Annotated in this window: 16 protein-coding genes; 9 read left to right on the top strand and 7 right to left on the bottom strand. The window is 72.6% G+C overall.

Annotated elements, in window-relative coordinates; translation table 11 throughout:
• Positions 1 to 6: 6 nt before the first annotated feature.
• Positions 7 to 987 carry a helix-turn-helix domain-containing protein gene (locus ACZ5K7_RS01545; RefSeq protein ID WP_351697474.1) on the bottom strand — a complete coding sequence of 327 codons (981 nt, stop codon included), beginning with the start codon at positions 985 to 987 and terminating at the stop codon, positions 7 to 9.
• Positions 988 to 1,472: 485 nt separating this feature from the next.
• Here ACZ5K7_RS01545 and ACZ5K7_RS01540 point away from each other — a divergent pair, with 485 nt between their 5' ends.
• Together ACZ5K7_RS01540 and ACZ5K7_RS01535 are read left to right on the top strand one after the other, a co-directional pair.
• The gene (locus ACZ5K7_RS01540; protein ID WP_468909192.1) at positions 1,473 to 2,954 is read left to right on the top strand and encodes a protein phosphatase 2C domain-containing protein; all 1,482 of its coding nucleotides are present in this window, start codon (positions 1,473 to 1,475) and stop codon (positions 2,952 to 2,954) included.
• 74 nt (positions 2,955 to 3,028) lie between these two features.
• Complete coding sequence (locus ACZ5K7_RS01535) at positions 3,029 to 4,771, top strand: pyruvate dehydrogenase (RefSeq protein ID WP_351697480.1); 1,743 nt, start codon at positions 3,029 to 3,031, stop codon at positions 4,769 to 4,771.
• A gap of 22 nt (positions 4,772 to 4,793) precedes the next feature.
• On the opposite strand, the gene ACZ5K7_RS01530 is transcribed toward ACZ5K7_RS01535, so the two are convergent.
• Positions 4,794 to 6,176, bottom strand: coding sequence for a helix-turn-helix domain-containing protein (locus ACZ5K7_RS01530; protein WP_468909189.1), 1,383 nt, complete (start codon positions 6,174 to 6,176; stop codon positions 4,794 to 4,796).
• Positions 6,177 to 6,354: 178 nt separating this feature from the next.
• Here ACZ5K7_RS01530 and ACZ5K7_RS01525 point away from each other — a divergent pair, with 178 nt between their 5' ends.
• The 3 genes from ACZ5K7_RS01525 to ACZ5K7_RS01515 all read left to right on the top strand — a co-directional run bounded on the left by ACZ5K7_RS01525 (position 6,355) and on the right by ACZ5K7_RS01515 (position 8,316).
• Positions 6,355 to 6,975: a hypothetical protein gene (locus tag ACZ5K7_RS01525; protein WP_468909186.1), complete on the top strand. Its 621-nt coding sequence runs from the start codon at positions 6,355 to 6,357 to the stop codon at positions 6,973 to 6,975.
• A gap of 119 nt (positions 6,976 to 7,094) precedes the next feature.
• Positions 7,095 to 7,559 carry a hypothetical protein gene (locus tag ACZ5K7_RS01520; RefSeq protein WP_351697488.1) on the top strand — a complete coding sequence of 155 codons (465 nt, stop codon included), beginning with the start codon at positions 7,095 to 7,097 and terminating at the stop codon, positions 7,557 to 7,559.
• Between the two features lie 307 nt (positions 7,560 to 7,866).
• On the top strand, positions 7,867 to 8,316 hold the full coding sequence (locus ACZ5K7_RS01515) for an ATP-binding protein (protein ID WP_351697492.1): 450 nt from the start codon (positions 7,867 to 7,869) through the stop codon (positions 8,314 to 8,316).
• A gap of 80 nt (positions 8,317 to 8,396) precedes the next feature.
• On the opposite strand, the gene ACZ5K7_RS01510 is transcribed toward ACZ5K7_RS01515, so the two are convergent.
• Positions 8,397 to 9,428, bottom strand: coding sequence for a DUF2637 domain-containing protein (locus ACZ5K7_RS01510; protein WP_351697495.1), 1,032 nt, complete (start codon positions 9,426 to 9,428; stop codon positions 8,397 to 8,399).
• Between the two features lie 316 nt (positions 9,429 to 9,744).
• A complete protein-coding gene (locus ACZ5K7_RS01505; RefSeq protein WP_468909182.1) occupies positions 9,745 to 10,569 on the bottom strand; it encodes a (2Fe-2S)-binding protein in 825 nt (274 codons plus the stop codon).
• 162 nt (positions 10,570 to 10,731) lie between these two features.
• Between ACZ5K7_RS01505 and ACZ5K7_RS01500 the strand changes: the two genes are divergently transcribed.
• A complete protein-coding gene (locus ACZ5K7_RS01500) occupies positions 10,732 to 11,499 on the top strand; it encodes a GntR family transcriptional regulator (protein ID WP_468909179.1) in 768 nt (255 codons plus the stop codon).
• A 277-nt stretch (positions 11,500 to 11,776) separates the two neighbouring features.
• On the opposite strand, the gene ACZ5K7_RS01495 is transcribed toward ACZ5K7_RS01500, so the two are convergent.
• From ACZ5K7_RS01495 to ACZ5K7_RS01485, 3 genes are all read right to left on the bottom strand, one after another.
• Complete coding sequence (locus tag ACZ5K7_RS01495; protein ID WP_351697504.1) at positions 11,777 to 12,277, bottom strand: DUF2231 domain-containing protein; 501 nt, start codon at positions 12,275 to 12,277, stop codon at positions 11,777 to 11,779.
• Positions 12,278 to 12,351: 74 nt separating this feature from the next.
• Positions 12,352 to 13,119: a hypothetical protein gene (locus ACZ5K7_RS01490; RefSeq protein WP_351697507.1), complete on the bottom strand. Its 768-nt coding sequence runs from the start codon at positions 13,117 to 13,119 to the stop codon at positions 12,352 to 12,354.
• Between the two features lie 168 nt (positions 13,120 to 13,287).
• The gene (locus ACZ5K7_RS01485) at positions 13,288 to 14,988 is read right to left on the bottom strand and encodes a PucR family transcriptional regulator (RefSeq protein ID WP_468909176.1); all 1,701 of its coding nucleotides are present in this window, start codon (positions 14,986 to 14,988) and stop codon (positions 13,288 to 13,290) included.
• Positions 14,989 to 15,341: 353 nt separating this feature from the next.
• On the opposite strand from ACZ5K7_RS01485, the gene ACZ5K7_RS01480 reads away from it, so the two are divergent.
• The 3 genes from ACZ5K7_RS01480 to ACZ5K7_RS01470 are packed head-to-tail and all read left to right on the top strand — an operon-like array spanning position 15,342 to position 19,209.
• On the top strand, positions 15,342 to 16,232 hold the full coding sequence (locus ACZ5K7_RS01480) for an FAD binding domain-containing protein (protein ID WP_468909173.1): 891 nt from the start codon (positions 15,342 to 15,344) through the stop codon (positions 16,230 to 16,232).
• Entirely contained in the window at positions 16,232 to 16,792 is a 561-nt protein-coding gene (locus ACZ5K7_RS01475) for a (2Fe-2S)-binding protein (RefSeq protein WP_351697512.1), read from the top strand. The genes ACZ5K7_RS01480 and ACZ5K7_RS01475 overlap by 1 nt, the downstream gene beginning before the upstream one ends.
• A gap of 5 nt (positions 16,793 to 16,797) precedes the next feature.
• Positions 16,798 to 19,209 (top strand): xanthine dehydrogenase family protein molybdopterin-binding subunit, encoded by a 2,412-nt coding sequence (locus ACZ5K7_RS01470; RefSeq protein WP_468909170.1) that lies wholly within the window; start codon positions 16,798 to 16,800, stop codon positions 19,207 to 19,209.
• The last annotated feature ends 75 nt before the right edge of the window (positions 19,210 to 19,284 follow it).

Here is a 19,284-nt window from a genome sequence, read left to right as displayed (position 1 = left end):
CGCGCGTCAGTCCCGGGCCACCCAGCCCCGCTCGTAGGCGTGCCAGCCCAGTTGCAGCCGGGTCGTCACCCCGGCCAGCTCCATCAGCCGCTTCACCCGGCGCTGCACGGTCCTGAGGCCCAGGTCGAGCTGTTTGGCCACGCTCGCGTCGGTCAGCCCGGCCAGCAGCAGGGACAGCACCTCCAGATCGGTGGCGTCGGGCGCGTCCGGCCGTTCCTCGGTCACCCCGGACGTGCCGAGGCGGAGCGGCAGCGCGGTCCGCCACACCGACTCGAACAGTTCGAACAACAGTTCCAGCAGGCCGCTGGCGTGCACCACCACCGCGGCGGGCTCCGAGGTGTGCGAGGTGAGCGGGACCATCGCGAGGGCGCGGTCCGCCACGACCAGTTTGGTCGGGACCCGGTCCACCACCCGCACCTGCTCGTCCCGGCCCAGCGCCGCCGTCAACTCCGTGATCCCGTGCGGCAGGTCGAGCACCGCGCGCTCCACCACCACCCGGTAGCGCACCCCCCGTCCGGCCGCCTGCTCCTCCGCCTCGTTCTCTGTCCCGGAGACCACCATCGGGCTGCCGGTGACCAGCGCGCACACCTCGTCGCCGGCGCCCAGCTGGAGCTGGAGGAACCGCTGGGCGACGGCCGGGGCGCCGGTCACCACCTCCACCAGGTCGTGCACCGCCGGCTCGGCGGCCGCCGCCCGGTACTCCTCGGCCAGCAGCGCCGCCGCCAGCTCCGCCTTCTCCAGTTCGTGCCGCTGCTGAGTGAGGAGCGCGCCCAGTGCCACCCCGGGCGGCGCCGCCACCCAGCGGCCCGGCCGGCCCGAGGACTGGGCGGCGAGGCCGTGCCGCTCCAGCCGGCGCAGCGCGCGCTCGGTGTCCGGCTCGGCCAGCGTCAGCCGCCGCGCCAGATCGGGCACGTCCCCGGCGCCCACGGAGACCAGCGTCCGGTACGCCGACTCGTCCCTCTCGTCCAGACCCAGCGCTGCCAGCATCGACCCGCGTTCCTCCCTCGCCGTCGGGCGCCATGGCGGAAACCGGCCACGGCGCAAACCCGCCGCCGCACATCATCGCCGCACCGGCGGCCACTCTGCCAAGATCACGTCATCGCAGCACGTTCACAAGGGATCCGGATCCGCGATTCACAGCTGGTCGCAAGGAACACCCGTCACAATCTGGCCTCCGGCCGACGCCGCCGCGTCCGGCCGTGCGAACGGTGACCCGGGCCCATGACGCGTGTACGCGCAGGGGACGCGGGCCGGGTCCCTCAGGTGTCGCCGGGTGGTTCTCCCGTGGGGGGTGGGACCACCCGGCGACTCACACGTGTCATCCGTACCGTCTTTCTCACGCGTGTCGTCGACCCCCTTTCCTCGCACGGGTGTTCAGCGTGTCCCTCGACGCGCCGTTCGACACCGGGTCGTGTGCGGGATTTTCCCGATGCCCCGTTTTCATCCGGCCCGCGCGGTGGACAATTGGGGGCATGAGTCAGCCAGGGGGTAGGCCCACCCGTCATGAGGACGACTGGTGGGGGCAGTTGTACGACGACTCCACGGAGGACACCGGCCCCACGGCCGCACCCGATTCCCTGGACGACCGCTTCGCCTCGGTGAAGAACACGGTGGCGGGACGGGGACGGCGGGGCGGCGCGGAGGGACCGGACACAGAGCCGCCCGTCCCACCGGGCGCATCGGCCCCACCGAACATGCCGGCCCCACCGGCCGTGCCGGTGCAGCCGGGCCCGTCCGGGCCCCCGGCCGCGCCGCTCCCGCCGGCCGTGCCGGCCCCGCCGACCGTGCCCGCGCAACGCGCGCCCGCCGTTCCCACCGAGCCACCGGGCGAGGGCACCACCGCCGCCCGGAGGCCCTGGCCGTGGGATGAGGAGGACCAGGAGTTCCTGGAGGCGGACGACGACGCCTGGGCGGACTCGCACCCCGCCACCCGCGCCGATCTGGCCACGCTCCCGCCGCACTCGGCCCCGGCCGCCGCCCTGGTCCCCTCCGTGGACTACGTCGGCTCCGGCCCGCCCACCTACGACGCCGAACCCACCGCTCTGCCCGCCGCCGACCCCGACGAACTCGACGACCTGGTCGCCGACACCGTGCTGGACGGCGCCCGCTACGGCACCTGCACCCTGCGGGCCGTCTCCCAGCGCGGCGACTCCGCCCGGTACCGGGGCGAGCCGCGCCGCGACGCCCTGCTCACCGCCCGGTTCGGATCAGGCGACCAGGCGCTGCTCCTGGTCGCGGTGGCCACCGGCGCCCGGGCCACCCCCGGCGCCCACCGGGCCGCCGCCGAGATCTGCGAGTGGATCGCCCGGGCGGTGGGCCGCAGCCACCAGCGGCTCACCGAGGACATCCAGGCGGCCCGGCGCGGCGACCTCAAGTCCGGGCTGCACCGGCTCACCGACCGCAGCCTCGGCAAGCTCCGTGCCAGCGCCGCCGAACAGGGCGTGGCCGCCGAGGAGTACGCGGCCAGCCTGCGCTGCCTGCTCATCCCGGCCCACCCCCAGTGCCGTACCCGGGTCTTCTTCGGGGTCGGGGAGGGCGGGCTGTTCCGGCTCCGGGACGGCGAGTGGCAGGACATCGAACCGCACGTCGACACCGACACCGTCGGCGAGGCCGTGGTCGGCTACGGTTCGCCGCCCGCCGAGACCCCGGAGGGCGACCGGCTCACCATGGACCTCGGCATCCCGACCCCGCCGAGCCCCTACGAACCGGCTCCCGAACCGTCCCGCGACCCCTTCCTCTTCCGGGCCTCGGTAGCCCGCCCGGGCGATGCCCTGGTGATGTGCAGCGGCGGGCTCGCCGACCCGCTGCGCGGCGAGCCCGCCCTCTGCGCCTACCTGGCCCGACGCTGGTCCGGCCGTACCCCGCCGGGCCTCGCCGCGTTCCTCGCGGACGCCCAGGTGCGGGTGAAGGGCTACGCCGACGACCGTACGGCGGCGGTCGTCTGGGAGGCGTGACGCCCGTCCCTGTGCGTGGATGGGACATATCCACCGGGAGGTATCCGCCCACAGGGAAGGGGCACCCGTCCGCCATGGCCAAGCAGAACGTCGCCGAGCAGTTCGTCGACATCCTCGTCCGCGCCGGAGTACGCCGCCTCTACGGCGTCGTCGGCGACAGCCTCAACCCGGTGGTCGACGCTGTCCGCCGCAACTCCGCCATCGACTGGATCCACGTCCGCCACGAGGAGACCGCCGCCTTCGCGGCCGGTGCGGAGGCCCAGGTCACCGGGAACCTGGCGGCCTGCGCCGGCTCCTGCGGCCCGGGCAACCTGCACCTCATCAACGGCCTGTACGACGCCCACCGTTCGATGGCCCCGGTGCTCGCCCTGGCCTCGCAGATCCCCTCCAGCGAGATCGGCCTGGGCTACTTCCAGGAGACCCACCCCGACCGGCTCTTCCAGGAGTGCAGCCACTACAGCGAGCTGATCTCCAGCCCCAAGCAGATGCCCCGGCTGCTCCAGACCGCCATCCAGCACGCGGTGGGCCGCAGGGGGGTGAGCGTGGTGAGCCTGCCGGGCGACATCGCCGACGAGCCCGCCCCGGACCATCCCGTCGAGAGTGCGATCGTCACCTCCCGGCCCACCATCCGCCCCGGGGACGAGGAACTCGACAAGCTGGTCGCGATGATCGACGCGGCGGACAAGGTGACGCTGTTCTGCGGCAGCGGTACGGCCGGCGCGCACCCGGAGGTGATGGAACTCGCCGGGAAGATCAAGTCCCCGGTGGGCCACGCCCTGCGCGGCAAGGAGCACATCCAGTACGACAACCCGTACGACGTCGGCATGAGCGGGCTGCTCGGCTACGGCGCCGCCTACGAGGCCACCCACGAGTGCGACCTGCTGATCCTGCTCGGCACCGACTTCCCGTACAACGCCTTCCTCCCCGACGACGTGCAGATCGTCCAGGTCGACGTGCGCCCCGAGGTGCTGGGCCGCCGGTCCCGTCTCGACCTCGCCGTGTGGGGCGACGTACGCGAGACGCTGCGCTGTCTGGTGCCGCGGCTGCGGACCAAGGAGAACCGGCGGTTCCTCGACCGGATGCTCAAGAAGCACGCGGACGCTCTTGAGGGGGTGGTGAAGGCGTACACCCGCAAGGTCGAGAAGCACGTCCCGATCCACCCCGAGTACGTGGCCTCCGTACTGGACGAACTCGCCGACGAGGACGCGGTGTTCACGGTCGACACCGGTATGTGCAACGTCTGGGCCGCCCGGTACATCACACCCAACGGCCGCCGCCGGGTGATCGGTTCCTTCTCGCACGGCTCGATGGCCAACGCGCTGCCGATGGCGATCGGCGCGCAGTTCACCGACCGGCGGCGGCAGGTCGTGTCGATGTCCGGGGACGGCGGATTCGCCATGCTGATGGGCGACTTCCTGACCCTCGTGCAGTACGACCTGCCGGTGAAGGTCGTCCTGTTCAACAACTCGGCCCTCAGCATGGTCGAGTTGGAGATGCTGGTCGCGGGCCTGCCCTCATACGGCACCACCAACGTCAACCCCGACTTCGCCGCCGTCGCCCAGGCCTGCGGTGCCTACGGGGTGCGGGTCGAGAAGCCCCGGCAGCTCGCCGGTGCGCTGAAGGACGCCTTCCAGCACAAGGGTCCGGCCCTGGTCGACGTCGTCACCGACCCCAACGCGCTGTCCATCCCGCCGAAGATCAAGGCCGACATGGTCACCGGCTTCGCGCTCTCCGCGTCCAAGATGGTCCTCGACGGCGGCGTGGGCCGGATGGTCCAGATGGCCCGCTCCAACCTGCGCAACATGCCGAGGCCGTAAGGGGTGTCGTCTGTCGTCTGGCTCAGCCCTCGACCGGCACCCACTGGCGGACGCCGTTCACGAAGCCGTACCAGTACTCCGGCAGGCCCTTGATGGAGCTGGTGCGGAACGGCCGGCCGTGGTCGTCGATCCGGACCGTGCCGGAGCGGCCCTGTGAGGACCAGTCCAGTTCGAGGTACCAGCGGCAGTCGCAGCCCTCGGTGCGCGCGTTGACGCGCAGTACCTCCGGGTCCGTGGACGAGACCCGGTAGGGCAGCCGCATGGTCGAGACGGTCTGCCCGTCCGGGCCCTCGCCGGCCACCGGGCGGGCGAGGGGGCGGTCCTTGTCCAGGTCGACGTCGAAGTAGCGCGGGGTGAGTCCGCCGCCGCAGCCGTCCGCCATGGAGTAGGCGATGCCGGGTGCGGGCGCGGCCCGGCCGACGACCCGCACCCGCAGGTCCTCCAGGACGACGGCCGTGGACGAGCGGCCCTGCACCGAGATCTGGACGATCGTGTCGCGGCCGTGCACCGCGTTCTGGGTGGCCGCCCAGGTGCCGGCGTCCTGCGGGACGGGCGGCGGCGGGACCTGCGCCGGCTGCTTGTCGATGACGTAGTCGTGATCGCAGCCCAGCTCCCAGACCTGGGAACTGGCGGTCCAGGCGAGCGGGACACCGGTCTGGGCGGGGGCGGCGGTGGACGTGCTCGGAGCGGCGGACGAGGGGGTCCTGGTGCCGTCCGGCGTGGGGGACGGCGAACGGCGGCCGGGCGTGCCGGAGTCGTCCGGTGTCGGGCCGGCGGGCGTGGGGTCGTGGCGTCGGGCGTCGCCGGCGGCGGTCGTGGGCGAGGAGCCGGGGGACCGGGCCGAGGTGTCGGCGGGCGGCCGGTCGTCCGAGGGGGCGATCAGGCTGCCCAGCGTCACCAGGAGGACGACGGCCACGGCCGAGCCGACCAGGGTGCGGCGGCGCCGGTACCAGGGGCGCGGCGCGGGCACGGGCCCCGGCTGCGGTACCGGGTCCTCTCGGCCCTCGGCCGGGGTCTCCGGGGCCGCCGGGGTCTCCGGTTCCACCGCGGTCCGCTGCGAGGCCTCCGCGGCCGTCGGTGCGGGGACCTGGGTCCCGGTGTTCTCCGTCGTCCGCGGCCGCTGCCGTGCCGCCACCGCCCGTAACCAGCGTTCGTGGAGTTCGAGCCGTTCCTGCGGGGTCGCCCCGCAGAACGCGGCCAGGCGTTCGACCGGAGCGAAGTCCAGCGGCACCGCCTCGCCCGCGCAGTAGCGGTGCAGGGTGGAGGTGTTCATGTTCAGGCGGCGGGCCAGGGAGCCGTAACTCCGGTCCGTACGGTCCTTCAACTGCCGCAGCAGCGCCGCGAACTCCTCGACGTCCTCGCGCACGGGCACCTTCCCCCGGTCGTCCGTATCCCAGGCACTCATATACCTGCACGTCAGCGGGGCTGGGATGGTTCCAGGCCGGCGGAACGGGCGATGGCCGTTGCGGTTGCCGCGGAGGACGGCCGATGCTTCTGGTGTCGCACCGACCAGGGCCGGACCGACCAGCCGGCGCCGTCCGCGGCATCCCACACCCATGCACTGATCCAACGGGGGACCACCCATGCCCAAGCGCACCCGAGCAGGCGCGCTCACCGTACTCGCCGGCGCCGCACTGGCCGTAGGCACCACACTCGCCGTCCCGGCGGCGGCCGCCCCGAAGGCGCCCGGCTTCCTCGCGGCGGCCGACCTGCCGCCGCACCCGAGCTCGACCTGGACGGCCGGCAAGGTCACCGCGGGCGTGCCGGAGGCGGTCAGGCAGGACACCTGCCTGGGCGTCGCCCTCGGCGGCGGACAGAACACCTGGTACCGGGAGTTCCGGACCGATCTCGACACCGCCGCCCGTCAGGTCAGCGTCGAACTGCCCGGTGTCCGCGCGGCGAAGGGCCGGGTCGCGAAGCTGGACGAGGACATCGTGTCCTGCGCGGACCGGATCGAGATGGAGGACCCGGAGACCCAGGCCGCCTTCCAGGACCACGGCGACCTGCCCGTCGGGGACGGCGCCCATGTCTACGCCCTGCACACCGAGACCTCCTGGGGCGCCAGTGACATCCGGCTGCTGTCGCTGGGCCGGGAGGGGAGCACCGTGACGGTCGTGGACTGGGGGCAACTGGGCGGCTTCCAGGACGCGCCGGTGAAGGCGTTCAAGAGGACGACCACCACGGCCGTGAACAAGCTCCACTGAGAGACGGGGGCCGTCCTCCCGCTCGGGGGAGGGGAGGACGGCCCCGACAGCCATCAGCCACATCAGCCATCAGCCACATCAGTCATCACCGCGGAAAAGCAGAAAACGGGGAATCAGACATGAGCACCAAGACCCGCACCGTCCTCACCGCCGGCGTGCTCGCCGTGGCCCTCGGGCTCGGCGCCACCGCCCAGGCCTCGGCCGGCGCGCCGCGCAGCGTCGGCGGCGACCCGTCCGACAACCTCACCCGGATCGCCGACTTCTACGGCGCCTACATCGACGCCGAGAGCGACCCGGACGGAAGCGGCGACCTGCGGACCGCGCTGCGCGCCTACTACATCGCCCCGACCTACCTGAAGCAGCTGCAGGCCTGGGAGGACCGGGAGCACGCCGACGGGGTGCTGCGGGCCCAGAACACCCCGCTCAAGTGGAAGGTCACCGCCAACGGCACGGCGAAGAACCACACCGAGGCCGTCATCACCCTCACCTGGAGCCGTGACACGACCACGAAGCTGTTCGTCGACATGAGCCGCGGCTCCCACAAGATCATTCACATCGGCACCAAGGGCCTCGGGGGCAAGTAGGCGGAAGGGAAGGTTTCGGCCAGGTTCGTCGGTGCCGTGGACCGCGTGAATCAGCTCGGGGGGTTGTGCGAGGGGCTGTTTCACGCCGGGTGCGCGGCACCGTTGGCGCGTACGGGACGGTCCGGGAGGCGACGTACGGGCCGGGGCCGGTTCAGGACATGGCCGAACACCCGGCCGTCATCGGCGTGACATGACTGGCCCGTGCCCGAGCGGGCATGGATCCCCGTGAACGTGTTCGATCAGGAGGGGATCCGGCAACAACGTGCGGGCGGGGGTCATGAACAGTCAGGCACGAGGGGGCGGTCCCGTGGCCATCGGGGCCTCCTCGGCGCAGACGGCGGGGGAAGAGACCGACACGACGGAACGGGGACACCCGTCACAGCTCAGGCGGCGGCTGGGGCGGTCGGATCTGCGGGCGGTGCCCGAAGCGCGCCGGGAGCTGCGGGAACTGCTACGCCACTGGGGGAAACCGGGCCGCTCGGAGATCGCGGAACTGCTCACCAGTGAACTCGTCACCAACGCTCTCGTCCACACCGACCGCGAGGCCGTCCTGACGGCCGTCGTGGGACCCGGCCAACTGCGGGTGGAGGTACGGGACTTCGTGGGCCGTCGGCCGCGCGTGTGCGCCCCGGACACCGGGGACGGCACCCACGGCCGGGGCCTGGTCCTGGTCGACTCCCTCGCGGACGCGTGGGGCGTCCAGCCGCACGAGGTGGGCAAGTCGGTGTGGTTCGAACTGGACGCGGACGCCGCCTGAAGGCGCCTGCGCACAACGGGACGGGGGCGTGACCCTGAAGGTCACGCCCCCGTCCCGAGGTGCCGTCCAGCAGCGGCTGATCAACCGAACTGCTGCTCAAGGTCCTTGAGCTTGCGCTCCAGGGAGTCCAGACGCGGCAGCGCCATTGTGTCGTCCTCCGCGGTCAGGTCGACCGTGATCGGGTCAGACCCTTTGCGGACGGGCTGGAGGGAGGGCCGCTGGCGTACGGGCAGCTGCTCCGGCGCCGATATGGCAGGCTCCGCGGTGGGCTGGGAGGCGCGCTCCACCTGGTGCACCTCGTCCTGCCGGCCGCGTCCGACGAAGCCGCGGTGGCCCCGGCTGATGGCCTTGAGCTGGGCCCGCTCCAGACGGTCCTGCTCGCGGCGGCGCATCCGGTTCGTCTCCTTCTGCCGCTTGTCCTCGCGCACCTCGTCGACCGCCTCGTCGAGGCTGCGCACGCCCTCCAGGAGCATCAGCGACCAGGCCTTGTAGGTCTCGCGGGGGGCGCGCAGCCAGCGGACGATACGGATCTGCGGCAGCGGACGCGGCACCAGGCCCTGCTCACGGAGGGCGGCCTTGCGGGTCTGCTTCAGCGCGCGGTCGAAGAGGACGGCCGCCGACAGCGACATGCCGGCGAAGAACTGGGGAGCGCCCGCGTGGTCGACACCCCTGGGCGCGTGCACCCAGTTGAACCAGGCCGCGGCGCCCGCGAACGTCCACACGAGTATCCGGGAGCCGAGGGCCGCGTCACCGTGGCTCGCCTCGCGCACCGCGAGGACGGAGGAGAACATCGCCGCGCCGTCCAGACCGAACGGCACGAGGTACTCCCAGCCGTCGGAGAGGCCGAGGTTCTGCTGGCCGAAGCCGACCAGGCCGCGGAACGAGAGGGCCGCGGCGACCGCCGCCGAGCAGAACAGGAGCGCGTAGGAGACGGTGCCGTATATGGCTTCCTTGCGCCGGCGGCGCTCCTCGCTGCGCTCCCACGAGTCGTCCTTCGCGTGCTCCCCGCCGGACCGCTTGGAGCGCGCGAGCACCGCCACCGCGACCAGCATGCCCAGGAGCAGTACGGCGCCGGGAAGCAGCCAGTTCAGCGATATGTCGGTCAGTCTCATCTAGGGGTCCCTTGCATTGGGATAGGGCGTATCGCCCGCCATAGTGGCCCAATCCCACTGGCCCTCAGGGGGTTTCGGGGCAAGAGGCCGCCAAGGAAGTGCAAGGGGATGCCCAGGGCAGCGTTCTGCTCGAACTGCCGCGTGAGGGGCGGGAGTTGAGTTCGAGTAAGACTACCCATACGGGTGGTTCCTCGGAAAGTTCCTGCGGCAAGTGAGGAAGTTGTGAATTCCCTGTCGGCGCAGGGGTGATCCCGCCCTCGGTGATCTTAGTGGATCCGGTGGGGTGCTCGATGCCGAGGGGCCGCCTGAGGGTGCCTCAGGCGGCCGCGACCGCCGTGAGTTTGGCTATCCGCTCGTCGTCGCAGGTCCGCGGGCAGGTGACGCAGGTGTCCTCGGGGCGGAGTGTGTAGTACATGCAGCAGCTCGCCCGGTCCCGGGTGGGCAGCGGCTCGCCCGCCGGGCCGGTCAGCTCCCGGAAGGCGGCCGAGCCGACGTACGGCTTGGTGGCGCCCGGCAGCAGCCGGTCGAGTTCGCGTACGGCCCGCTCCTCGTCGCCGAGCATCTCGGCGAGGTACCAGAGCCCCTCGACGATCTCGTCGGTCGCCATGCCCCACAGCGCGCGCCCGCGCCGCCGCATCCGCGGCCCGAAGGCGCCGAGGACCGGTTCCAGGTGCTCGGCGACGGCCGCCCGCACCTCGGCCCGCAGTGCCTCCTCGTCCGCGACGACGACCGCGCCGGGCAGCGCCGCCGCCGGGTCGTCCGGCAGGCAGGCGAAGGAGGCGACGCGTACGGCCATGCGGCCGGCCACCCGGTCGTACGAGACATGCGTCACGGGCAGCCGCGGGACCCGGCGGTCCAGGAACCACGGGAGGGTGATCAGGAGGCAGGCGGCCCAGCCGTAGCGGTGCAGGCCGAAGCTCGCCACCACGTCCGGGCGGCCCGGCTGTCCGTGGTCCCGCAGGATCTGGTCCTCGTCCCAGGTGAGGAAGGTGTCCAGGCCGGGCCCGCCCGCCGCCAGTTCGGCGGCGCCGACCCAGTCGCCGCCCCGGGGTGCCGGCTCGCCCGGGCCCAGCTCCGTGACCACCAGGTCCGGGCAGGCCTCGGCCAGGCGGGCGTAGGCGGCGGAGACGGGGGAGGTCATGGGCTACCACCGATCGGGTGCGGGCCGACTGCTGGATAAGTAAGCCTTACCTTACCCATCATTCGGAAATTTGAACTATCGCCCGGGGCGCCTAAGGTGCTTGACGGACAAGTAACAACCCGCCGTTAATGACCCAAGTCCCGACGAGTCGGAGGAGGACCCGTGAACCATCGCGCGCACCCGGCTCCGGCCGAGACGGCCAGGGTGCCGGCGCAGACGCGGTCCGGGGAGACGGCCCGGGAGGCGACCGGACACCCCGGCGGCGCGCCGGCCGCGCGTGGCGAGCACACGCACTGCGAGAGTCCGATCCCGCAGCCCAGGCCCGCCGTGCAGCGGGCGTCCGTGCGGGGGCAGATCCTGGACGCGCTGCGTACGGCACTGGCGAGCGGGGAACTCGCGCCCGGTGAGGTGTACTCGGCGCCGGCGCTGGGGGAGCGGTTCGGGGTCTCCGCGACGCCCGTGCGCGAGGCGATGCAGCAGCTGGCGCTCGAGGGCGCGGTCGAGGTCGTGCCCAACCGGGGGTTCCGGGTGGTGGAGCGGGGGGCACGCGAACTCGCCGAACTGGCCGAGGTGCGGGCGCTGATCGAGGTGCCGGTGATGATGCGGCTGGCGCGCAGCGTGCCGGCCGAGCGGTGGGCCGCGTTGCGGCCGCTGGCCGAGGAGTCGGTGCGGGCGGCGGCGAAGGGGTGCAGGGCGACTTACGCGGAGGCCGACCGGGCTTTCCACCGGGCGGTGCTGGCCCTTGCGGGCAACGAGCAGCTGGTGGCGATCGCGGAGGATCTGCATCGGCGGGCGGTTCCGCTGCGCGGGGGCCGGGCCGACCTGATGGCGGACGCGGGTGAGCATGCGGCGCTGCTGGAGGCGTTGATCGCGGGGGAGTTGGACGCGGTGCGGCGGTTGGTGGCCGGGCATTTCGCCACCGCGGGCTGAGCGGGGAGGGTGTTCGCGCGGCGGCCCGCCGTAGGCGTGCCGGCCGGGGGTTTCGGGCGTCGGGACGTGGTGGGTGCCGGGGGACCGTCGTAGCGGTGCGGATCGGTCGCCGGGTGCGTCGCGGCTGGTGGCCGCAGTTCCCCCGCTGTCCCGCGCGGGGCACGTCCTAGCCGCGGCGACCCGGGTGGGCGCCGGGGGTCACCTCCGGAGAGGTGCCCTTCCGGCGCCGGTGAGCGAAAACCCCAGGGTCCCGGCCCCGCACCCGGCTTGGGCGGCGTCAGTTCCCCTGTGCGGTCTTGTCGTACGCGTCGTGCCAGGCCGCCTTCGCGCCGGAGTCGCCTATGCGGTAGACATCGACCACCGCGCCGACGCCCACGGCCACCGACAGCACGCCCACCGCGATCCGCACCGGGAGGGTCGACCAGCGGCTGCCCTGGCCGGGAGTCTGTTCCTCCCCGGTACGCCGCGTCGCCCACCACACGACCGAGGCCAGCACGAACAGCCCCAGCGCCCATGGCAGCAGTCCGTCACCCAGTTCGGTGTGGCGGCGGACCAGGCTGTCCTCGGTGACGTGCCGCTCCAGCCACTCGCCGGCTTGGGTCGCCAGCGGCACGCTGACCAGGGCGACCAGCGCGAGCGCGGGCAGCAGGACGCCCAGCCGCCGGGCGGCCCGCGGCCACAGCGCGGCGGCTACCAGGGCGAGGGCGGTCAGCGGGACCAGCACGACGACGATGTGGACCAGCAGGACATGGGCCGGCAGGCCGTTGACGGTGCTCATGGCAAAGCGCTCCTGAGGGGGTCGGGGCGCGTCAGCCTGGCACAGCAAACTCTCAGTTTTCTCTGAGGCGCGTCTCAGGCGGTCGCCGCTCCCGGGGCGGGCGGGGTCAACTGTCCTGCCAGCCACGTCGGGACGCCCCCCAGGAGGCGGAACAGGCGGCCCGCCTCCTCCCGTAGCCGCGAAGCCTCAGGTTCCGGCTCCGTGTCGGCCAGGGACGCGAGGGCCGGTGCCGTGCCCACCAGGTAGCCCAGTTCCTCCCTGATCCGCAGCGACTCCGCGAAACCGTGCCGGGCCTCCGCCAACTCCCCCTCCCGCAGCGCCAGTCCGGCCAGGTGACGCCAGGTGAAGGAGAGCAGCAGCGGGTCCGCGTGGGCGGTGGCGGCCGCGTGGGCCCGGCGGTAGGCCGCCCGCGCCGCCTGCGGGGAGCGGGTCAGGTTCTCCGCCAGCAGGCCCCGGCGGAAGTCGAGAAGGGCCCGCCCCGGCGCCCCCGGAGGGATCAGCGCGGCCGCTCTGCCGAGCGCGGCCCGCGCCTCGTCGGCCCGGTCCCGCACCCCGTGCAGCGTCGCCGCGTAGGCGAGTTGGCCGCGCTCGCACGCGGCGGCGCCCCGTTCCTCGTCGGTGCGGGCCACCGCCTCCGCCGTCCGCAGCGCGTCCTCCGCCTCTCCCCAGCCGCCCTCGGTGTACAGACACCGTTCGACCATCAGCCCCGCCCGTTGCAGGGAGGACGTCGGCGTGTCCGTCGGCAGCAGTGCCGCCGCGTCGGCCCAGCAGGCCCGCGAGCGCAGCCGCCATACCGCGGTCTGGAGCGGATCGTCACCGGCGTTCGTTCCGTTCCCAGACATGGCGGAGTACGCCACGTTGCCCTCCCCTTGCACGCCGTCGAGCAGTTGAGTGGTGGCCGCATTCCAGCATCGATCGCCACGCGGGGCCAAGAGGGTGGGTGAATAATTTCACAAAGTCGTGGGACGGCGAGGGCACTTGGCGTGGGTCGGTCGCACGCCCGCGTGACCTCAGCTCATCCGCAATGCCAAGAAGAAATCGAGCTTGTCCTCCAGCCGCGAGAGGTCCCGGCCCGTCAACTGCTCGATTCTGCCCACGCGATAGCGCAGCGTGTTGACGTGCAGGTGGAGACGGGTGGCGCAGCGGGTCCAGGAGCCGTCGCAGTCGAGGAACGCCTCCAGGGTCGGGATCAGCTCGGCGCGGTGCCGGCGGTCGTAGTCCCGCAGGGGGTCCAGCAGGCGGGCGGTGAAGGCGCGGCGGACGTCGTCGGGGACGAACGGGAGCAGCAGGACGTGCGAGGCCAGCTCCTGGTGGCCGGCCGCGCAGACCCGGCCCGGGCGGGCGGCGGCCACCCGGCGGGCGTGCCGGGCCTCCTCCAGGGCCCCGCGCAGCCCCTCCGCCGAATGCACGGCCGCGCTGACACCGACGGTGACCCGGCCGTCGTCGTCCAGGCCCGCGGCCAGCGGGTCCCGCACCGACTCCAGGAGGGCGTCGGCGTGGATACCGGACTCCGAGCCGTCGTGCTCGGCGGGGACCGCGGGGAGCGGAACCAGGGCGATCGCCTCGTCGCCGGTGTGGGCCACCGCTATCCGGTCGGACGGCTCCGGGCCGGTGGCCAGCGGGTCGACCAGGATCTCCTCGAGCAGCGACTGCGCGACCGGGCCGCCCTCGACCTCGCCGCCCTCCCACTCGACGCGGGCGACCACCACCTGCCAGTGCGGGGCCGCTCCGAGACCGGGCAGCAGGACGGGCGCGGCCACCCGCAGGCGCGCGGCGATCTCCGCCGGGGCCGCGCCCGTCTGGACCAGCTCCAGCACCTCCTGGGCGAGCCGCCGCCGCACCGTACGGGCCGCGTCGCGGCGGTCACGCTCGACGGCGATCAGCTGGGTGACGCCCTGGAGCAGGTCGAGGCGCTCGTCCTGCCAGTCGCTCGCGTCCGCCTCGACGGCCAGCAGCCAGTCCGAGAGCACGGTCTCGCGCACGTCCCGCGCGCCCTGCGGGGAGCGCCCTTCCCCGGCCACCGCCGGGCGGTGCCCCCAGGAGCGGATCGGGAAGAGCGAGTACGTCGTGCCGTCGAGGAGGACCCGGTGCGGGCCCCGGCGGCCGGTGCGGGTCGCGGCCAGGTGCTCGGCGGCCAGCCGGGCGCAGGTCTCGGCGGGCAGCGCGGGCCCCGACACCTTGGAGCCCGCGATCAGCCGGCCGGTCGGGGAGAGCACCCAGGCGCGCAGGTCGAGGTCCGATCCGAGCAGGTCCAGGACCACGTCCGGGCCACCGCCCGCCGGGCCCGAGGTCATCATCCGGCGGTGCCGGTCGACGACCGCCGCGAGGTCCCCGGCCCGCTCGCCGCTGACCTGCCGTACGACATGCTCGGTGACCGTCGCGAACGCCACCGACTCGTGCACCGCGAAGAGCGGGAGCCGGTGCCGGGCGCAGGCCACGACCAGGTCGTCCGGGATGTCCCCCAGCTCGGCCTCCCCGGCCGCCAGCGCGACCACCCCGGCCTGCGTGAGGAGTCGTACGAACGGCTCGGAGTCCGCGGCGTCCCGGCGCCAGGCCAGGCCCGTCAGCACCAGCTCACCGCCCGAGAGGTAGCGGCTGGGGTCACGCAGGTCCGTGGTCATCACCCCGCGCACGGTGCGGTCCAGCTCGTCCTCGCCGCCGAGCAGCCGCAGGCCCAGCGCATCGGTGTCCAGCAGTGCGCGCAGCCGCATCTCGTCGCCGCCGTTCTGTGTCTCGAAATCTACGATGAATCTTGCAGTGTCATGGATAAGGCGCCCGGCGTGCGGGGTCACGGGCCGCGATCATGGGGTGCCTGGGCGTTTCCTGCGTTTCCACAGGAAAACCAGGAGGTTACTGATGACTTCCGTTCATACGAATCTACAAGATGCCCGTGCTGGCCAGCCAACTCCTTCATGGTTTCGGTGACTGACCCCACTGGAGTACGGGGCGGTGTACTGGCGTCATTCCGCGTTAACAGGACATGAACGAGCCGGGCCCGCCGCACACGGATTGGCTCAATCCGCACGACTCACGAGACTTAACGAGACGGAGAAGAGAGCCGGTCATGGACTTCCTTCGCCCCGCCAGCTGGGAGGAGGCGCTCGCCGCGAAGGCCGAGCACCCCACCGCAGTGCCGATCGCGGGTGGCACCGATGTGATGGTCGAGATCAACTTCGACCACCGCCGGCCCGAGTACCTCCTTGATCTCAACCGCATCGGCGATCTCTACGAATGGGAGGTCGGCGAGGAGAGCGTACGGCTCGGCGCCTCCGTGCCGTACAGCCGGATCATGGAGAACCTGCGCACCGAGCTGCCGGGCCTGGCCCTCGCCTCGCACACCGTCGCCTCCCCGCAGATCCGCAACCGCGGCGGTGTCGGCGGCAACCTCGGCACCGCCTCCCCGGCCGGCGACGCCCACCCGGCGCTGCTCGCGGCCGGCGCCGAGGTCGAGGCCGAGTCGGTGCGCGGCACCCGGCTCATCCCCGTCGACGACTTCTACACCGGCGTCAAGCGCAACGCCCTCGCGCCGGACGAGCTGATCCGCGCGGTCCATGTGAAGAAGGCCGACGGACCCCAGCAGTACTCCAAGGTCGGCACCCGCAACGCGATGGTGATCGCCGTGTGCGCCTTCGGGCTGGCCCTGCACCCCGAGACGCGGACGGTCCGTACGGGCATCGGTTCGGCCGCCCCGACGCCGGTGCGCGCGAAGACCGCCGAGGACTTCCTGAACGCGGCGCTCGACGAGGGCGGCTTCTGGGACAACGGAAAGATCATCACGCCGTCGGTCGCCAAGCAGTTCGCGGACCTGTGCGCCGCCGCCTGCAACCCGATCGACGACGTCCGGGGCACCGCGAGCTACCGCCGCCACGCGGTCGGCGTGATGGCCCGCCGGACGCTCACCTGGACCTGGGAGTCGTACCGCGGCACCCGCCGCCTCACGGAGGGAGCCGCGTAATGCGCGTCAACTTCACTGTCAACGGACGCCCGCAGGAAGCCGACGACGTCTGGGAGGGCGAGAGCCTGCTCTACGTGCTGCGCGAGCGCCTGGGCCTGCCCGGCTCCAAGAACGCCTGCGAACAGGGCGAGTGCGGCTCCTGCACCGTCCGGCTGGACGGCGTGCCGGTGTGCTCCTGCCTGGTCGCGGCCGGCCAGGCGGAGGGCCGTGAGGTCGTCACCGTGGAGGGCCTGGCGGACTACGCCAAGGACCGCTCCTGCGGTACGACGCTCGACGAGGCGAAGCGGTGGCAGGCCAGGCCCGCCGCCGACTCCCACACCGGCGAAGGCACCCCGCTCTCCCCGATCCAGCAGGCGTTCATCGACGCCGGCGCCGTGCAGTGCGGTTTCTGCACCCCGGGTCTGCTGGTCGCCGCCGACGAGATGCTGGAGCACAACCCGAACCCGACCGACGCGGACATCCGCGAGGCGCTCTCGGGCAACCTGTGCCGCTGCACCGGCTACGAGAAGATCTTGGACGCGGTCCGCCTGGCGGCCGCCCGGCAGGGAGAGGCGGTCTGAGCGACATGCCCACCAACAGCGCTCCGCTCGGCACGCCCACCAAGGTCACCCAGGGCTCCCAGACCAGGGGCGGTGTCGGCGAGTCCACGCTCCGCCCGGACGGCACCCTCAAGGTCACCGGAGAGTTCGCGTACTCGTCCGACATGTGGCACGAGGACATGCTCTGGGGGCAGATCCTGCGCTCCACGGTCGCGCACGCCGAGATCGTCTCGATCGACACCAGCGAGGCCCTGGCCCAGCCCGGCGTCTACGCGGTCATGACCTACGACGACCTGCCGACCGAGGTGAAGAACTACGGCCTGGAGATCCAGGACACCCCGGTCCTCGCGCACGGCAAGGTACGCCACCACGGGGAGCCGGTCGCGATCGTCGCCGCCGACCACCCGGAGACCGCCCGCCGCGCCACCGCCAAGATCAAGGTCGACTACCGCGAGCTGCCCGTCATCACCGACGAGGCCTCCGCGACCGCGCCGGACGCGATCCACATCCACGAGAACCGCGACGACCACCACATCGGCCACGTCCCGCACCCGAACATCGTGCACCGCCAGCCGATCGTCCGCGGCGACGCCGACGAGGCGGCCAAGAAGGCCGATGTCATCGTCAAGGGCGAGTACTACTTCGGCATGCAGGACCAGGCCTTCCTCGGCCCCGAGTCCGGCCTCGCGGTGCCCGAGGAGGACGGTGGCGTCCACCTCTACATCGCCACCCAGTGGCTCCACTCCGACCTGCGTCAGATCGCCCCGGTGCTCGGCCTGCCCGAGGACAAGGTGCGGATGACGCTGGCCGGCGTCGGCGGCGCCTTCGGCGGCCGCGAGGACCTGTCGATGCAGATCCACGCCTGCCTGCTGGCCCTGCGCACCGGCAAGCCCGTCAAGATCGTCTACAACCGCTTCGAGTCCTTCTTCGGCCACGTCCACCGCCACCCGGCCCGCCTCTACTACGAGCACGGGGCCACCCGCGAGGGCAAGCTGACGCACGTCAAGTGCCGGATCGTGCTCGACGGCGGCGCCTACGCCTCCGCCTCCCCGGCCGTCGTCGGCAACGCCTCCTCGCTCGGCATCGGCCCGTACGTCGTCGACGACGTCGAGGTCGAGGCCATCGCCCTCTACACCAACAACCCGCCCTGCGGCGCGATGCGCGGCTTCGGCGCGGTCCAGGCGTGCTTCGCCTACGAGGCGCAGATGGACAAGGTGGCGAAGCAACTCGGCATGGACCCGGTGGAGTTCAGGAAGCTGAACGCCATGGAACAGGGCACCCTGCTGCCCACCGGCCAGCCGGTCGACTCCCCGGCCCCGGTCGCCGAACTCCTGCGCCGGGTCAAGGCGATGCCCCTGCCGCCCGAGCAGCAGTGGCTCTCGGCAGGCGAGGAGGCGGACGTACGACAGCTGCCCGGCGGCCTGTCCAACACCACCCACGGCGAAGGCGTCGTCCGCGGTGTCGGCTACGCGGTCGGCATCAAGAACGTCGGCTTCTCCGAGGGCTTCGACGACTACTCCACCGCCAAGGTGCGCATGGAGGTCATCGCCGGCGAGCCGGTCGCCACCGTGCACACCGCGATGGCGGAGGTCGGCCAGGGCGGTGTCACCGTCCACGCGCAGATCGCCCGCACCGAGCTGGGCGTCACCCAGGTCACCATCCACCCGGCCGACACCCAGGTGGGCAGCGCCGGTTCGACCTCGGCCTCGCGCCAGACGTACGTCACCGGTGGCGCCGTCAAGAACTCCTGCGAGCTCGTCCGCGAGAAGGTGCTGGAACTCGGCCGCCGCAGGTTCGGTACCTATCACCCGGCCTGGGCCACCGCCGAGCTGCTGCTGGAGACCGGCAAGGTCGTCACCGACGGCGGCGAGGTGCTCGCCGACCTGGTGGACGTGCTCGGCGACGACGCCGTCGAGATCGAGGCGGAGTGGCGGCACCGGGCGACCGAGCCCTTCGACCTGCACACCGGCCAGGGCAACGGCCATGTCCAGTACAGCTTCGCCGCCCACCGCGCGGTCGTCGAGGTCGACACCGAGCTGGGCCTGGTCAAGGTCATCGAACTGGCCTGCGCCCAGGACGTCGGCAAGGCGCTCAACCCGCTCTCCGTCATCGGCCAGATCCAGGGCGGTACGACCCAGGGCCTGGGCGTGGCGGTGATGGAGGAGATCATCGTCGACCCGAAGACGGCGAAGGTCAGGAACCCGTCCTTCACCGACTACCTGATCCCGACCATCCTCGACACGCCGACCATCCCGGTCGACGTCCTCGAACTCGCCGACGACCACGCCCCGTACGGGCTCCGTGGCATCGGCGAAGCCCCGACCCTGTCGTCGACCCCGGCCGTCCTCGCGGCGATCCGGAACGCGACGGGCCTGGAGCTGAACCGCACGCCGGTCCGACCGGAACACCTCACCGGCACGGGACCCTCCGGGGGCTGAACCGGTGAGTTCTCCTGGGGGACATCGTCCCCCAGGAGCCCTGAATGTTCGTCTCGGGCCGTCCCCCGGGTCGGG

The sequence above is a fragment of the Streptomyces sp. NPDC031497 genome (assembly GCF_055580905.1).
Note: the sequence above shows the minus strand (reverse complement) of the source record. Positions and strands in the feature narration are given on the sequence as shown.

What these genes read in the sequence shown, in the direction of transcription:
- ACZ5K7_RS01495 (WP_351697504.1), bottom strand. Translation starts at nt 12,277, where the DNA reads ATGAGCACCGTCAACGGCCTGCCGGCCCATGTCCTGCTGGTCCACATC.
- ACZ5K7_RS01470 (WP_468909170.1), top strand. Translation starts at nt 16,798, where the DNA reads ATGCCCACCAACAGCGCTCCGCTCGGCACGCCCACCAAGGTCACCCAG.
- ACZ5K7_RS01530 (WP_468909189.1), bottom strand. Translation starts at nt 6,176, where the DNA reads ATGAGTGCCTGGGATACGGACGACCGGGGGAAGGTGCCCGTGCGCGAG.
- ACZ5K7_RS01525 (WP_468909186.1), top strand. Translation starts at nt 6,355, where the DNA reads ATGCCCAAGCGCACCCGAGCAGGCGCGCTCACCGTACTCGCCGGCGCC.
- ACZ5K7_RS01540 (WP_468909192.1), top strand. Translation starts at nt 1,473, where the DNA reads ATGAGTCAGCCAGGGGGTAGGCCCACCCGTCATGAGGACGACTGGTGG.
- ACZ5K7_RS01480 (WP_468909173.1), top strand. Translation starts at nt 15,342, where the DNA reads ATGGACTTCCTTCGCCCCGCCAGCTGGGAGGAGGCGCTCGCCGCGAAG.
- ACZ5K7_RS01485 (WP_468909176.1), bottom strand. Translation starts at nt 14,988, where the DNA reads ATGCGGCTGCGCGCACTGCTGGACACCGATGCGCTGGGCCTGCGGCTG.
- ACZ5K7_RS01520 (WP_351697488.1), top strand. Translation starts at nt 7,095, where the DNA reads ATGAGCACCAAGACCCGCACCGTCCTCACCGCCGGCGTGCTCGCCGTG.
- ACZ5K7_RS01475 (WP_351697512.1), top strand. Translation starts at nt 16,232, where the DNA reads ATGCGCGTCAACTTCACTGTCAACGGACGCCCGCAGGAAGCCGACGAC.
- ACZ5K7_RS01490 (WP_351697507.1), bottom strand. Translation starts at nt 13,119, where the DNA reads ATGTCTGGGAACGGAACGAACGCCGGTGACGATCCGCTCCAGACCGCG.
- ACZ5K7_RS01510 (WP_351697495.1), bottom strand. Translation starts at nt 9,428, where the DNA reads ATGAGACTGACCGACATATCGCTGAACTGGCTGCTTCCCGGCGCCGTA.
- ACZ5K7_RS01545 (WP_351697474.1), bottom strand. Translation starts at nt 987, where the DNA reads ATGCTGGCAGCGCTGGGTCTGGACGAGAGGGACGAGTCGGCGTACCGG.
- ACZ5K7_RS01535 (WP_351697480.1), top strand. Translation starts at nt 3,029, where the DNA reads ATGGCCAAGCAGAACGTCGCCGAGCAGTTCGTCGACATCCTCGTCCGC.
- ACZ5K7_RS01505 (WP_468909182.1), bottom strand. Translation starts at nt 10,569, where the DNA reads ATGACCTCCCCCGTCTCCGCCGCCTACGCCCGCCTGGCCGAGGCCTGC.